The organism is Polaribacter vadi (genome assembly GCF_001761365.1).
Classification (GTDB): domain Bacteria; phylum Bacteroidota; class Bacteroidia; order Flavobacteriales; family Flavobacteriaceae; genus Polaribacter; species Polaribacter vadi.
On sequence record NZ_CP017477.1, the window covers coordinates 108021 to 125142 of the forward strand.

General features: G+C 31.4%; 10 protein-coding genes. All 10 read left to right on the plus strand.

All coding sequences use genetic code 11. The features are described from left to right. Positions 1–30 precede the first annotated feature (30 nt). Complete coding sequence (locus tag LPB03_RS00430) at positions 31–945, plus strand: glucan endo-1,3-beta-D-glucosidase (RefSeq protein WP_065318451.1); 915 nt, start codon at positions 31–33, stop codon at positions 943–945. A 7-nt stretch (positions 946–952) separates the two neighbouring features. After that, positions 953–2050 (plus strand): glycoside hydrolase family 16 protein, encoded by a 1098-nt coding sequence (locus LPB03_RS00435; RefSeq protein ID WP_065318450.1) that lies wholly within the window; start codon positions 953–955, stop codon positions 2048–2050. 464 nt (positions 2051–2514) lie between these two features. After that, the gene (locus tag LPB03_RS00440; RefSeq protein WP_065318449.1) at positions 2515–5682 is read left to right on the plus strand and encodes a glycoside hydrolase family 2 TIM barrel-domain containing protein; all 3168 of its coding nucleotides are present in this window, start codon (positions 2515–2517) and stop codon (positions 5680–5682) included. 12 nt (positions 5683–5694) lie between these two features. Continuing rightward, positions 5695–7173 (plus strand): CIA30 family protein, encoded by a 1479-nt coding sequence (locus tag LPB03_RS00445; protein WP_065318448.1) that lies wholly within the window; start codon positions 5695–5697, stop codon positions 7171–7173. Between the two features lie 19 nt (positions 7174–7192). Continuing rightward, positions 7193–8044, plus strand: coding sequence for a glycoside hydrolase family 16 protein (locus tag LPB03_RS00450; RefSeq protein WP_065318447.1), 852 nt, complete (start codon positions 7193–7195; stop codon positions 8042–8044). 11 nt (positions 8045–8055) lie between these two features. Continuing rightward, entirely contained in the window at positions 8056–8892 is an 837-nt protein-coding gene (locus LPB03_RS00455; RefSeq protein ID WP_065318446.1) for a PKD domain-containing protein, read from the plus strand. A gap of 160 nt (positions 8893–9052) precedes the next feature. Further along, positions 9053–12490: a 1,3-beta-D-glucan phosphorylase, GH149 family gene (locus LPB03_RS00460; protein WP_065318445.1), complete on the plus strand. Its 3438-nt coding sequence runs from the start codon at positions 9053–9055 to the stop codon at positions 12488–12490. Between the two features lie 5 nt (positions 12491–12495). Then, the gene (locus LPB03_RS00465; RefSeq protein ID WP_065318444.1) at positions 12496–14298 is read left to right on the plus strand and encodes a glycoside hydrolase family 3 protein; all 1803 of its coding nucleotides are present in this window, start codon (positions 12496–12498) and stop codon (positions 14296–14298) included. Positions 14299–14329: 31 nt separating this feature from the next. Next, positions 14330–15616, plus strand: coding sequence for a glycosyl hydrolase family 17 protein (locus tag LPB03_RS00470; protein ID WP_065318443.1), 1287 nt, complete (start codon positions 14330–14332; stop codon positions 15614–15616). Between the two features lie 6 nt (positions 15617–15622). Beyond that, the gene (locus LPB03_RS00475; protein WP_065318442.1) at positions 15623–17119 is read left to right on the plus strand and encodes a glycoside hydrolase family 30 protein; all 1497 of its coding nucleotides are present in this window, start codon (positions 15623–15625) and stop codon (positions 17117–17119) included. Positions 17120–17122 lie beyond the last annotated feature (3 nt).

A 17122-nucleotide genomic window follows, 5' to 3' on the forward strand; every position in this document is an offset into this window, starting at 1 on the left:
ATAAAAGTTAACTCTAAAAAAATATAAAAAATGAAAAACATAAAAAATAGTTATATAATTCTATTTTCTTTAATGATTGCTCTTTATGGCTGTCAAGAAAATGAGTATTCATTTGGTGAAATTATTACACCATCTAATATACAAGTTACAGCAGAAATTGCTGGAGCAGATGCTGCAAATCCTAATGGAGATGGAACAGGAGAAGTTAAATTTATGGTAACTGCAGATAATGCTTTATCATATAAATTTGTTCATGGAGCAACAGAATATGTAACATTAACAGGAGAGCAAAATATTATTTTCAGTAATTTAGGTTTAAATACATATACTGTTAGTGTAATTGCATCAGGAACAGCAGGTGTGTCTTCAACTAAAACGATTCAAGTAGATGTTTTAGCTACGTATTCAGCTCCAGAAGAGTTAAAAACAAAATTATTCAACTTTGATCCTGCAACACCAAATGCAGTAACTTCAAGAACTTGGAAAATTAAAGCATCAAAAGATAAACATTTTGGTTTAGGTCCAGTTGGTGGAACAAAAAACGCAGAATGGTATGGAGCTGGACCAGATGAAAAAGCTGGTGTTGGTATGTATGATGATCGTTTTACGTTTAGTTCTGATGGAGTTTTTACATACATAACAAATGGAGATATTTTTGGTAGAAATCCTTACGTTGTTAATGATTTAGGTCCAAATACAGATGGAAGTGTAAATGGAGCAGATATAGAAAATTATGCCTATGAAGATTATGTTGGTTCTTTTCAACTTACAGCACCTGGAGGAGTAGAAACCATTAATTTATCTTCGAAATCATTCATAGCATATTATACTGGTGGTAATTTTCAATATGAAATCTTTGACAGAGGAACACCTAATGAGTTGATCTTAAAAACTACAGATGCAAATAGCGAATTTGACTGGTGGTTTACAATAGAAATAGAATAAAAAAAATATGATGATAAAAGAATTTATAACTAATAAAGGCTTCTTTGCCTTTATTAGTTTTTTTTTACTAATTGCTTGTGGTAGTCCAGAAAACGGGACAGACACCATAATTTCAACAGATATATTTCCAGAAAATTTAAATATTTCAGTGGCAATTATTGGAGCTGACTCCAACAATTTAAATGGAGATGGTTCAGGGCAAATAAAAGTAACAGCGAATGCAATAAACGCAGTTTCTTATCTTATTAAATTTGGAGATGGAAAAGAGGTAACAAATACTTCAGGAATAGCAGAACATACTTATATAGCTGATGGTTTAAGAACTTTTACAATAGAAGTATTTGCATATTCTAGCACAGAAAATTCAATTGGAGATTTTAAGAAAATAGACATATTTATTTCACAAAATGGACAAGCATTAGTTTGGTCTGATGAATTTAATGTTGATGGTGCACCAAATCCAGATAATTGGGGCTATGATATTGGAACTGGAAATAATGGTTGGGGAAATGGAGAGTCTCAATATTATACAAATAGTTCCAATAATGTAATTGTAGAAAACGGACTTTTAAAAATTACAGCGAAAAAAGAAAGTTTTCAAGGCGCTAATTATACATCGTCAAGATTATTGTCTAAAGGAAAATTCGATTTCACTTATGGAACAGTAGAAGTAAGAGCAAAATTACCAACTGGGAAAGGTACTTGGCCTGCAATATGGATGTTAGGTGCCAATTTCGAAACAGCTCCTTGGCCTGCTTGTGGTGAAATAGATATTATGGAACATGTTGGGAATGATCAAAATAAAATTCATTCAACATTACATTACCCTAATAATTTTGGTGGAAATGGTAATGGAAACAGTATTCCTGTTGCAAATGTATCTTCTGAATTTCATGTTTACGAAGTAGTTTGGGATAAAGACACCATACTTTTTACTGTGGATGGAACTGAAATTCACTCATTTTCAAATAATGGTAATGTGCCTTTTAATCACGATTTTTTCATCATTTTAAATGTAGCAATGGGAGGAAGTTTTGGTGGAGCAATAGATGAAAATTTCACAGAATCTACAATGGAAATTGATTACGTAAAAGTGTTTCAGTAATGTGTTCTTTTAGATGTTGAAATTTATAAAGTAATAAAAATTTGAGCATTAATGATAGGTAAAATAGTTCTATTCGTTAATTAGTGATAAAAATCAAAAGTTAAAATTGTTAACGTTTAAATTATAATTTTAACTTTTTAACATGTTTTTTGTTCAGTTTTGATTGCAACCAAGAATAGAATTAAAAAAAAAGACCACATCATTCAGTTATTTTACAATACAATACCACAACATTCCTAAAATAACGATTATTCAATAAGTTTTTTATGCAGCTTTAAAGCCTTTAATCTGTAAGGATTCATTGTAAATATTATCATGTATACTTTTTGTTAAGGTTTATTTTATCAAATTGACAAAAAAAAATCTTTAAATTTATGAATCACTAATAATTCAACTAATATAATTGATTTTGCTTTTCTTACTTCTTAACAATAAAGCACAATCTTAATTTAAAAAAGAAAATTATGAAGAATATTTTTTTAAGATTGTTACTTTTCTTATTCACTATAAGTTTGTATTCTCAAACCCAAAAAGTATCCATTGTAAACGATGCCAAAGGAATGATGCTAACTGTTGATGGAGAGCCATTTATGGTAAATGGAATTAATTGGGATTATGTGCCAATTGGCTACAATGTTTTAGATGCAAAATTTTGGGAAAAATCAGATGCAACTATTAAAGCTGGTTTAGATGAAGAAATGCCTGTATGGCAAAATATGGGTGTTAATGCCATAAGAACATATATTGGAATGCCTCCAAAATGGATTACTTATATCTATGAGAATTTCGGAATTTATACAATGATAAATCATCAATTTGGAGCTTATGGAACTACAATAAATGGTGTGTATAATCCAAAAACACAATATTCAGATCCAAAGGTTCGTAAACATCTTATTGATGAAGCAGTAAATATGTTAAACCTATACAAAGACACTCCTGGATTGTTACTTTTTATGTTGGGGAATGAAAATAATTATCACTTAACATGGGAAGGTTCTGAAACTGATGAAGGCATTATTATTAATGATGATGATGTTGCAAAACAAAATGAGGCTAGAGCCATGTATAAAACATTTAACGATGCTGCTATCGCAATGAAAAAAGTGGATACCTCTCATCCAATTGGTATTTGTAATGGAGATTTATTGTATTTAGATATTGTTGCAGATGAATGTAAAGATATAGATATCTATGGAACCAATATGTATAGAGGAGTATCCTTTTCTGATGCTTTTTCTAGAGTTGATAAAGAATTTAACAAACCTATTTTATTTACAGAATTTGGTGCTGATGCTTTTAACGCAAAAGATAATAAAGAAGACCAATTAATGCAAGCCTATTATATGGTTAATAATTGGAAAGAAATTTATGAAAATGGATATGGTTTAGGGAAAGCAGAAAATTCTATTGGAGGTTTTACTTTTCAATCTAGTGATGGTTGGTTCAAAGCAGGTTTTGATGAACGTAAAAATGCAGAAGTACATGATACAAAAGCATCTTGGCCAAGTAATGGATATAGCAGAGATCAAGCAGCAGCAAATGATAAAAACATGAATGAAGAATGGTTTGGAATCGCTGCAAAAGGTCCAACAGATATTAGAGGTCTTTATACATTATACCCAAGAGCATCTTATTACGCTTTAAAAGAAGCGCATCAATTAAATGTGTTTGAAAGTACACCAATAACCGTTGAAAATCACTTTAAAAACATCAATCTAATGGATGCTGTTTTAAGGGCAAGAGGAGATAAAGCATCTATGGGTAGTACAGATAAAATTCAACTAACCAATTTAAGAGCAGAATTTACAACTTTTAATACAGGTGGAACTTTGTTAACAACGCCTAAATTTTCAGATGGTACAGGTCAAACAATTCCAGACAGACGAGGTTTTGATCACATGCAATCTTATTATGTTGGGGTAAAAGGACAGCCTTCTGCAAACATGAAAGCTGAAGTTAATTTTAACATTTTAGGAAATGTTGCAGGTAACCCAATTGATGATATTTTCTATGAAAATGTAGGGAGACCAATACAAGTAGAAACTCCAAATGGTACTACAACAATTACAGATAACAATCGATTAAGAGTTTATAACGCAGAATTTGAATGGAATGCCAAAGATTTTGATATGAGAGGTTTTTATAGAACTGGGCATTATCATTGGAGTTATGAAGGAGATTTCTTTAATCTTTATCCAGAAGCTTATTATGGACCAAATTTAGATATCTATAATGGAGAAATTCTAGGTGTTGAAGTTGATGGTAAAGGAGCTTTAGAAGGATTAAAAGCTGCATTTGGACCACAACTTTTTTGGGGAGCAAATCCAGCAGTATTTTTAAAATATCAAAAACAAGTTGGTAGCTATGGTTTATCAGCAATTTATCATAAAGATATTGTTCAAGGAAGTGGAATTGATGCTACAGGAAGTAGAATTTTAGATCCAGAACAATCAAGATCAGGTGTTATACCTCCATTACCAACAGAAAGAGCAACTTTTGCTATCGAAAGAAAACTAAATAAATTTGGAATAACATTAGGCGCAATGTGGGGTGGTAAACCTTTAAATGGTAGAAGTTATCAAGATATAAATGACAATGGTCAAGTTGTAAATGATAAAATCCAGTCTAAAGATAATTGGGGTGGAAAAGCAAAATTAACTTTTACTGATGGTGGTTTTAATTTCTATGCACAAGGTTCTGTTATGGGATTAGTTGCAAATGGAGGAGGAGACCCAACATTAGTTTTTACAGGTTGGAAATTGAAAGATTCTGGTAGTGGAAACATGACCAATTTTTTAACGGGTATTGCTTATAATTTTGGAGGTAAATTTCAAATTGCACCAAATTTTTTATATCAAAAACCACTAATTGCTGCAATGCCAAATGGTGTTGATGCTCCTGGAAGATTAAGAAATGTTATTGATGATCCATTTGCTGTAAGAGCAGGAAATAGAGAAATGACTGCAGGAGAAATTCTTTTTACGTACGATCCTACTCCTGCAACATATATGTATGAGTTTGATAATGATAGAGCAGAAGATGCAAAGTTTGCAATGAATTTAGGTTTTGTATATAGAAGTTTACCAACAACTCAAGATGCAGCAATTGGTTTCTTAGCAGATCGTACTTTTTTCCCTTTCGAAAAATCTGCACCAGCACAAGATTTATGGGAAGTAAATTCGAGAATTGTATCTAAAGTACATCCAGATTTAGGTTTAATTGCCAATTTGTACTATGGAACAGGTCAAGCAAATGGAGATAGTGAAAGACTTATTTATAGAGGTGGAGCGGATTTAAGAATGATCTTAAATAAAATGAAAATTACAGGAATGGTTAAAGTAAACGACTGGGGACCTTTTGATTATCATAGAGATTTTAACTTGACATATCCTTTACAGTTAATGTTAGATGTATCAACATCAATAGGAAAACCAAGTTGGTTTATTTTACCAGATACTAAAGTTGGTTTAAGAGGAACTTGGAGATCACTAAATGAATATTCACCAAGATATTCTCCAAACGAAACAGCCAACGAGTTTGCAACTGCACCAATTTTAAGTCCAGTAGGTTTTCCTAATGGTTCAGAGTGGGAAATTAGAACATACATTCATATTAATATTGGAAAATAATACCATAAAAAGATGAAAACAAAAATATATACTTATTGTAAAATTACTTTCCTATTTGTTTTAATGATAACAATAGCAAGTTGTGAAAGAGAAATAACGGACCAAAATAATTTAGCAACATTTCAAACAAATCCAGACGTTTTTATGGATGCTCCTGCTGGGCTTACAGATGAATTTTTTATCTCTTTTAATCCTGCAGAAGGAGCAAACACAGAGGGTTTTGGTACAGATGATAATGAAGCTTATCAAGGTACAAGTTCTATAAGAATTGATGTACCAGCACCTAACGATCCAAATGGAGGTTTTATAGGTGGAATTTTTAGAGATCGTGGAGAAGGTAGAGATTTATCTGGGTATGATGCTTTAACTTTTTGGATGAAAGGTTCTACAACAGCTTCAGTGAGTTTACTAGGTTTTGGAACAGATTTTATGGAAGATAAATTTCCAGTTAGTATCGCAAATAAACAACTCTCTACAGATTGGAGAAAAGTAATTATTCCAATTCCTGATTCTTCTAGATTAACGCAAGAAAAAGGAATGTTTGTTTTTTCTGCAGGTACAGAAAGTACAGGAGGAGTTGGTTTTACTTTTTGGATTGATGAAATTAAATTTGAAAAACTAGGAACCCTAAAATTACAGAAGTATTTTATCCAAAATGGAAATGATGTTGAAGTAAATGTTTTTACTGGAGTTAATCAAAGAATTACAGGTTTAGGCGCTATTTATGATTTAGCAAATGGTCAATCACAAACAATAACAATATCTCCAAATTATTTCGATTTTAATTCTGATAATTCGAATGTAACAAGTGTATTTGGTTTAAATGAGGCAGGAGAAGTTGTTACAACAATTATAGGTCAAGGTGCAGCTACAGTTTCAGCAGAAGTTGCAAATGTGCTTGCTAAAGGATCTTTAATAATAAACGGACAAGGAGATTTTCCTCATGCACCAATTCCAACTGCTACAAATAATGTGGTGTCTATTTTTAGTGATGTGTATTCAAATGTTCCTGTAAGACATTATAATGGTTTTTTTGCACCTTATCAAACCACAGAAGGTGGTGCAGGTGCAGATCCAAATAATGTTGATATTCAAGCGCCTTTTGCAAATGGAGATTTAGATAATATTATAAATTATACGAAACTTAATTTTGTTAGTATAGGTATGTATGAAGCTGTGTCTAATATCGATGTTAGCGCTTCAAATACCTTACATATAGATATAAATGTTAGAGAAAATATCGATAATGGAGATTTTATAAGAATTGAATTAGAAAGTGGTACAGGTTCAGGTGCTACTTCAGGAGGTTCTTTCACTATAAATGCAACTGCCTTAAGAAATGCTGACGCAAATGGCTGGGTAAGTTTAGACATTCCTTTGTCAAGTTTCCCCGGTTTTAATAGCAGAACTAATTTAGGACAATTGTTCTTTATATCAGACAATACTGTAGCAGATATTTGGGTAGATAACGTATATTTTTATACAAACTAACAACATAAAATAAGAAAAGATGAAACATATATATAAACGAAAATCACAGCTTCTAATCTTACTTTTTTTAAGTTCAGTGGGTTTTACAAGTTGCGATTCAGATGAAACTCAAACTGTGACTACACTTACTAAATTAATAATGCAAGACGAATTTGATGTGAATGGAACTCCAGACCCAACAATGTGGAATTTAGTAGAAGGTGATGGAACTGCAGAAGGAATTCCTGGTTGGGGAAATAACGAATTACAGACTTACACTGCCAGAGCAGAAAATGTAACTGTACAAAATGGAGTTTTAATTATAACTGCAGATAAAGAATCGTATCAAGGTTCTGGATATACTTCAGCAAGACTTACAACTAAAGGTTTGTTCCAACAACAATATGGTAGGTTTGAAGCTCGAATAAAATTACCAACTGGTAAAGGTATTTGGCCAGCTTTTTGGCTTTTAGGAGATAATGAAAATGGAACACTTTCTTGGCCACAAGTTGGTGAAATTGATATTATGGAATACCTAGGAGATGCACCAACTGTAGTTTTGGGAACTATTCATGGACCCAATTATTCTGGAGCTAATGCAATTACTAAAGAATACGAAATTCTAAATGATAGGTTTGATAATGGTTTTCACGTTTTTGGAATTGAATGGAGTCCTAATGCAATTAATTATTATGTAGATGGCGATTTATATCAATCCATAACACCTGAAACAGTAAGAGAAAAAACAAATGGAACAGGAGAATGGGTTTATAACAGACCTTTTTATATCATTTTAAACATTGCTGTTGGTGGTAATTTACCAGGTTCACCAAATGAAAACACTGTTTTTCCTCAAAGAATGTTAGTCGATTATGTAAGAGTTTATAACTAAAAAAAAAGAATATGAAACATTTAATAAAAAAAATAAGCATCTTTTCTTTAGTGATTTTCTCATTAGTGTTTGCTTCTTGTGAAGGTGATAATGATGTTGAAACAGTAGATCAAACATTAGTAGCAAGGTTTACAAGAACTATAAACGCTAAAACAATAACTTTTATCAACATATCAGAAAATGCTACTTCTTATGTTTGGGATTTTGGAGATAGTACAACATCAACATTAATAAACCCTGTAAAAACCTATTTAAATGGGAATTACACAGTTTCATTAACCGCTAAAAACACAAATGGAGAATCAAGTACTTTTAGCGATTCTTTTATTATTGATGGCTGTGTAGATGAAACATCAGAAAATATTGACCCAGCAAATGGAAGCTTAAATTGGACATTTTTCAATGAAAATGGGAATGCTTCTTTTGACGCTTTTGGAAATATTGGTGGAGGTATTGTTAACAATCCAGTTTTAGATGCAGTAAACTCTAGCTGCAATGTTTTTGCGTATACAAAAGCTACAGGCTGTGAAACTTGGTCTGGTGCAGGCGCTGTTTTAAATACACCTTTAAATTTTGCAACGATTCAAAATAAAATATTTAAAATAAAAGTTTTAGCAGAAAACCAAGTTACAGAAGTAACGTTGCTATTAGAGGAAAATCCGTTTCCTAACAACAATCCATTCATTCAACGAGTTGCAACAATTACAGAAATTGGTAAATGGCAAGAATTATCCTTCGATTTTTCTGATGTAAACTCAGGTACTTTTAAAAATATGGTGATCTATTTTGAAAGAAATGGAGTTTGTGATGGAGATGTCTATTATTTTGATGATATCACGCAAGAATAAAAAAAAATAGGTTGAGTTTTCTTAATAAGAATTCTCAGCTTAATTTAATTCAAACACTTTTTACTTAAACGTTCTAACCTTAGGTAAAACCAACATTAAAATTTAAAAATAAAAACATTGTTTTTCATATCTCTAGATATGTTTTTAGAATTATTTTAGAATGAGTAATACTATTGCAAAGAATCCAGCTGTAGAGGTTAAAGGAGAATTAGTAACGATCAACAACGAGTCTTTTTACAAGATTTCCAACAGCCATACAATGCGTCCTTTTTTTATGACGATTGTTTCAGATTCAAACCATTGGATGTTTATATCAAGTAATGGAGGTTTAACTGCTGGGAGAAAAAATGCAGAATTTTCTCTTTTTCCTTATTATACAGATGATAAAATTACAGCGTTAGCAGAAACTACAGGTTGTAAATCTATTTTTAGAATTACGAAAGATAATAAAACACAATTGTGGGAACCATTTTCTGAAAGACAAGCTGGTTTATACAATATCAAAAGAAATTTATACAAGAATATTTACGGAAACAAAATTATTTTTGAAGAAGTAAACGAAGATTTAAACATCACTTTTACCTATCAATGGAATTCTAGTGATGAGTTTGGTTTTGTAAGAAAAGCAACCTTAATAAACAATTCTGATGAAAATTTGGAAATTTCATTGTTGGATGGCTTTCAAGATTTATTGCCTTATGGAGTAGGTTCAGACATTCAAGGAATTCGTAGTAATTTAGTAGATGCTTATAAAAAATGCGAATTAGAAGCAACTTCTGGTTTAGGTATTTATGCGTTAAGTGCCATTATTGTTGATAAAGCTGAACCAAGTGAAGCTTTAAAAGCAAACTTAGTTTGGTCTTTAGGGTTGGAAAATCCTACCTATTTATTGTCTTCTGCACAAATTAATAATTTTAGAAGAGGAATTGATTTGCATCAAGAAATAGATGTAAAAGCAGAAAAAGGAGCCTATCTTTTAAATGCAACTATTCATTTATCATCCAAAGAACAGAAATCTTGGTTACAAGTTGCCAACGTAAATCAAACAGTTTCTGATGTTGCACGTTTATCAGAAATGATAAAAACCAACGATAATTTAGAAGAAAAGCTAAATAAAAGTATCGAAATTGGTACAGAAAAGTTAATTGAATTAGTTGCTTCTTCTGATGGTTTGCAATTATCGAATGATAAATTAATCAATACAAGACATTTCTCGAACACACTTTTCAATATTATGAGAGGTGGAATTTTTGATCATAATTACACGATTGAAAAAGACGATTTTGTAACTTATGTATCAAAAGCAAACAAACAATTATTTGCTGATAAAAAGGAATCTTTAGCAAAATTACCAGAAAAATTCACGTTAGATTTTATTAAAGAATTAGCAGATAAAGATGCAAACAAAGACTTTAAACGTTTGTGTTTAGAATATTTACCATTAAAATTTAGCAGAAGACATGGAGATCCAAGTAGACCTTGGAACAAGTTTTCTATCAACACAAAAAGCGAAATTGATGGTTCTAAAATTTTAGATTACGAAGGAAACTGGAGAGATATTTTCCAGAATTGGGAAGTTCTAGCACATTCATATCCTCAATTTATTGAGAGTATGATTCATAAATTTTTAAACGCAACTACTTTTGAGGGGTACAATCCTTACAGAGTTACCAAAGATGGTTTTGATTGGGAAGTAATCGAAGAACATGATCCTTGGAGCTATATTGGTTATTGGGGAGATCATCAAATTATTTATTTGTTGAAGTTTTTAGAATTTATCGAAAAACATTATCCATCTAAATTAGCAGCATTATTTAATGACGATATTTTTGTGTATGCAAATGTGCCTTATAAAATAAAGAGTTATGCTGATATTCTAAAAAACTCAAAAGATACCATCGATTTTGATCATCAACTACAAGCAAAAATTGAAGAAAGAAGAGCAAAAGTAGGTGCAGATGGATCTTTGTTAAGAGATAAAAATAACAATCCTTACAAAGTAAATTTAATCGAAAAGTTATTAGTAACTGTTTTAGCGAAAGTTTCTAATTTTATTCCAGAAGGTGGCATTTGGTTAAACACACAAAGGCCAGAATGGAATGATGCCAACAATGCTTTAGTTGGGAATGGCGTTTCTATGGTAACCTTATATTATTTGCGAAGATTTATTAATTTCTTTGAAGGTATTGTAAAAAATGCAGATATCAATTCGATTGAAATTTCTGATGAAGTAGCAACTTTATTCAACGATATTTTAAAAACGTTGGATACAAATGCAGCAATTTTATCAAACAAAGTATCCAATAAAAATAGAAAAACGGTTTTAGATGGTTTGGGAAAACCTGCAAGCGAGTATAGAGAATTTATCTATAAAACCGGATTTTCAACTAAAAAATCGGCAGTTTCTAAAACAGCATTATTACACTTTTTTGCCATCACCAAAAATTACTTAGAGCATAGTATTAGAGCGAATAAGCGTGAAGATAATATGTATCATGCTTATAATTTAATGACGATTGAAAATAAGGAGGAAGTTTCTATTTCTTATTTATCAGAAATGTTAGAAGGGCAAGTTTCTGCATTAAGTTCTGGCTATTTAACGCCAAAACAAGCGTTAGCTTTAATGGATGGTTTAAAAGCATCAGCATTATTTAGACCTGATCAATACAGTTATATTTTATATCCGAATAAAAATTTACCAAGATTTACGGATAAAAATAACATTGCTTCAGCCAAAGTTGAAAGCTCTGAATTATTACAAAAATTAATAAATAACGGAAATAATACAGTTGTTGAAAAAGACGTTTTAGGGAATTATCATTTTAATGGAAATTTCAACAATGCAGAGAGCGTTAAAAAAGCGTTGGAAAATCTTTCTGATGAGTATAAAACTTTAGTAGAAAAAGACACCAAAAAGGTTTTAGAAATTTTCGAAGATATTTTTGATCATAAATCTTTTACAGGTCGTTCAGGAACTTTCTTTGGATATGAAGGTTTAGGATCTATTTATTGGCACATGGTTTCTAAATTATTAGTTGCAGTTCAAGAAAACTGTTTATTGGCAGTAAATACAAACGAAAGTGAGGAAATTATTGGTCGCTTATTTGACCATTATTACGAAATAAATGCAGGAGTTGGTGTTCACAAATCTCCAAAATTGTATGGTGCTTTTCCAACAGATGCCTATTCTCATACACCAGCAGGAAAAGGCGCACAACAACCAGGAATGACAGGTCAAGTTAAAGAAGATTTGGTTTCCAGATTTGGTGAATTAGGTGTTTTTGTAAAAGAAGGTAAAGTTATTTTTAAACCTCGTTTGTTAAAGAAATCGGAGTTTTTAGAAAATCCGCAAGTTTTTAAATATGTTACTGTTAACAGCCAAAATCAAGAAATAAAGATTGATAAAAATCAACTGTGTTTTACATATTGTCAAGTTCCAGTTATTTATAATCTATCAAAAACAGAAAAGGTAGAAGTTGTTTTTAACGATGGCTCAACTAAAAGTTTTGAATCGTTAGAATTAGACAAAGCAACAAGTTCATTATTATTTGATAGAACTGATAAAGTGAACCATATAAAAGTTTCAATTATAAAATAAGATTGATGAAAAACAGCACTTTTAAATCTTTAGTTTGTTGTTTTTTATTGATGAATTTTTCATGTAAAGAAGAAGTTAGTTTGAGTAAAAATGAACAAATAGAAAAAAAAGTAGATGCTCTTCTAAAGTTAATGACTTTAGAAGAGAAAATAGGGCAAATGTCTCAAATTAGGCATTTTGAAGAAGATGCAGACGTTCATATTACTTCAAAATATATTGGTTCTATCATTCATACAGAAGGACCAACTCCAGGAAAAACGGCTTTGGATTGGCAAAAAAGATTTACAGAATTACAAAAGAAGGCATTGTCTACAAGATTGGGCATTCCTTTATTATTTGCTGTTGATGCTGTTCATGGTCAAAATACGTTTGAAGGTGCTACTATTTTTCCACATAATATTGGATTAGGTGCCACTCAAAATGCAGCTTTAGTTGAGGAAATTGCAAAAATTACAGCGTTAGAAAGTGCTGCAACAGGTTTTAATTGGGTTTTTTCGCCTTGTATTGCAATTCCTTATAATGATAAATGGGGACGAGTTTATGAAGCATTTTCAGAAAGTACAGAATTGACAGAAAAATTAACCAAAGCATCAGTAAATGGACATCAAGGAAATTTATCAGATCCAAAAACGGTCATGGCAACTGCCAAACATTTTATTGGTGATGGTGCAACCAATTTTGGTGTTGAAGGTGGAGAAACATCATTATCAACCAAAGAAATACAAGAGCGTTTATTGGCACCTTATAAAGTTGCTGTAAAAGAAAATATTGGTGCAATAATGGCTTCTTTTAATACAATTACAGGAATATCAATGCATGCTAACAAAGCATTATTAACAGATACTTTAAAAGTTGGGATGAATTTCGATGGAATTCTAGTTTCTGATTGGAAAGCGTATTCACGTTTTGGTGGAAATGATATTATAAATGCAGGAATTGATGTGGTAATGGCTGTTGATGGCGATTTAGGGAGTTTTCATAAAGGTCTAAAAGCGGGAATTAAAAACAGATCTGTTGAGATTTCTCGAATTAATGATGCTGTAAAACGAGTTTTACGCCAGAAATTTAGATTGGGTTTATTTGAAAATCCTTTTCCAAATGCAGATTTAGTAAAAGAAATTGGAACCAAAAAACATAGAGAAATTGCAAAACAAGCAGTTAGAGAATCGTTGGTTTTGTTAAAAAATCAGACGCAAATTTTGCCTTTATCAAAAGAAACAAAGAAAATTGTGGTAGTTGGTGAGCATGCAAATTCAGCTGGTTTACAATCTGGAGGATGGACGATTCATTGGCAAGGAACCAAAGAGAATTACAAGGGAGCAACTACTATTTTAGACGGAATTAAACAACACGCAAAGGGCGAAGTTGTCTTCGATGAAAAGGCCACAAAACAGCAGTTTGATGCAGATGTTGCCATTATTGTGGTTGGCGAAAATCCGTATGCAGAATTCTTTGGAGATATTGGTCACGAATCGAATCAGTTAGAGTTAATGTTAACAAAAGAACATCAACAATACATAAAAACATATCAAGAGAAAGGAGTAAAAACGATTGTAGTTTTAGTTTCTGGAAGACCTTTGGTAGTAACAGAACAAATTGAAAAATCAGATGCTTTTGTGGCAGCTTGGTTGTTGGGTTCAGAAGGAGATGGAGTTGCAGAAGTTTTGTTTGGAGATTATAATTTTAAAGGAAAATTGCCTCATTCTTGGCCAACATCAACTGAAGATTATAAAGGAAAATATGGACCTAATTTTTGGGATGATTCCATAAAACCACTATTTCCTTTTGGGTTTGGTTTATCATATTAAAAAAGATAAAATTATTTAAAACATTCATAAAATGACATCAACAATAAGAAATATAGTTACAGTTATAATATTGATGTTTTGTATGGGGTGTAATTCAAAAAAAGAAGTTAAAACAGCAGATAAGACAGTAATGAAGAAAGAATTAACAGCAAAAGATATTCTTGGAAATCCAGCATATGTAGCAATTTCTTATGGAGGTTATAGAGAAAAATCAAGAGAAGCACAACCCACAATAGCACAATTAAAAGAAGATTTAAAATTGATGCATGCTATGGGAATTCGAATTATTAGAACCTATAATGTGCAACCAAAATTACCTCATGCAAAAAATGTTTTAGAAGCAATTCATCAACTTAAAAAAGAAGATGCAACTTTTAAAATGTATGTAATGTTAGGTGCTTGGATAGATTGTTTAAATGCTTGGACAGACAAAGCACCAAATCACGAAGTTGAAAGCGCTCAAAATGAAGGGGAAATTGAAAGAGCTGTTGCATTGGCTAATAAATACCCAGATATAGTAAAGATAATTGCTGTTGGTAATGAAGCCATGATTCGTTGGGCAGAAAGTTATTATGTGCAACCAAATGTAATTTTAAAATGGGTAAATCATTTGCAAAATCTTAAAAAGGAAGGTAAACTTTCTAAAGATTTATGGATTACAAGTTCAGACGATTTTGCTTCTTGGGGAGGAGGAGACCCAAGTTATAGAGTTAAAGATTTAGAAGCTTTAATTAGAGCTGTAGATTATGTTTCTATGCACACATATGCATATCATAATACACATTACAATTCAGAATTTTGGGGAGTTCCAGCATATGAACAAGGATTATCTGACCAAGAAAAAATAGATTTTGCGATGATTCGTTCTTTGAATTTTGCAAAAACACAATATAAAAATGTGTCTAATTATGTAAAAAGTATCGATTCAACTAAAACAATTCATATTGGTGAAACTGGTTGGGCATCTATTTCTGATGGACAATATGGAGTGCCAGGTTCTAGAGCTAGTGATGAATATAAACAAGGTTTATACTACAAACATTTAAGAGAATGGACCAAAGAAGCAGGCATTTCGTGTTTCTATTTTGAAGCTTTTGATGAGCAATGGAAAGATGCAGGAAATCCTGAAGGTTCAGAAAATCACTTTGGATTATTCACATTAAAAGGTGAAGCTAAATATGCTTTATGGAATTTAGTTGATGATGGCGTTTTTAAAGATTTAAAAAGAGGTGGAAATCCAATAATTAAAACTTTTAACGGAAATAAAGATGCTTTAATGAATACAGTTTTAGTGCCGAATACAGAATATCCAAGATAATAAATTATGAAAATCATTAAAAATTTTATCTATCTAGTTTTACTTTTTACAATGATCAATTGCAATTCGAAACAAAACCAATTAAATGTAGAGGTTTACGAAACCTCTGCAAGTGGAAATAATTTAACCAAACTAACTAATTTTTCTTCGGATGAAAATCAAGAAGAGGTCGTTAAAATAAAACTATTACCATCAGAAAAAAGACAAACGATTACTGGTTTTGGAGGTTCGTTTACAGAATCTTCTGCGTATTTGTTAAATAAAATCAGTAAAAAAAATAGAGACTCCATAATTGAAGCCTATTTTGGAGAAAGTGGTGCAAAATATTCGTTGTCAAGAACGCACATGAATTCCTCTGATTTTTCATTGAGTCAGTATTCGTATGCACCTGTTGAAGGTGATAAAGAACTAAAACATTTTTCAATTGATGAAGATAAAGACGATATAATTCCGATGATTAAAGATGCTATGAAAGTATCTAAAGACGGTTTTAAAATATTGTCTTCTCCTTGGACAGCTTCACCTTGGATGAAAGATAATAAAGAATGGGTTGGAGGTAAATTATTACCAGAATATTATGATACTTGGGCATTGTTTTTCTCTAAATACGTAGATGCTTATAAAGCAGAAGGAATCGATATTTGGGGTTTTACAGTAGAAAACGAACCTTTAGGAAATGGTAATAATTGGGAGAGTATGCATTATACACCTGATGAAATGACCAATTTCGTTCAAAATCATTTAGGGCCTCAATTAGAAAAAACACATCCTGAAGTAAAAATTTTAGGATACGATCAAAATAGGGAACATTTAAAAGAATGGATAGATTCTCAATATAAAAACGAAGAAACTTCAAAATATTTTGATGGAACAGCCATTCATTGGTATGCAAGTACGTATGAAATTTTTCCAGAAGAACTTCAATATGCTTATAACAAAGCACCTAATAAATATTTAATTCAATCAGAAGCTTGTGTAGATTCTGAAGTTCCAAAATGGAAAGATGATGCTTGGTATTGGAAAAAAGAAGCAACAGATTGGGGTTGGGATTGGGCTCCAGAACAAGACAAACATTTTCACCCAAAATATGCACCTGTAAACAGATATGCAAGAGATATTATTGGTTGTCTAAACAATTATGTGGATGGTTGGATCGATTGGAATATGGTTTTAAACAAGCAAGGAGGTCCAAATTGGTTTAAAAACTGGTGTGTGGCTCCAATAATTGTTGATGAAGAAAATGACGAAGTTTATTTTACACCAATTTATTACACATTAGCACACTTCAGTAAATTTATTAGACCAGAAGCAAAAGTTATCAATTTAGAAAATTCTGATAAAGATTTACTGGTAACAGCAGCAGAAAATTTAGATGGAACCATTGCAGTTGTTCTTTTTAATGAGGGAACAACTTCAAAAAACATCAGTTTATCTCTAAATGATAAAAATGTAGCAATACAAATTCAAGGACAAGCAATTCAAACACTTGTAATTACAAACTAATTA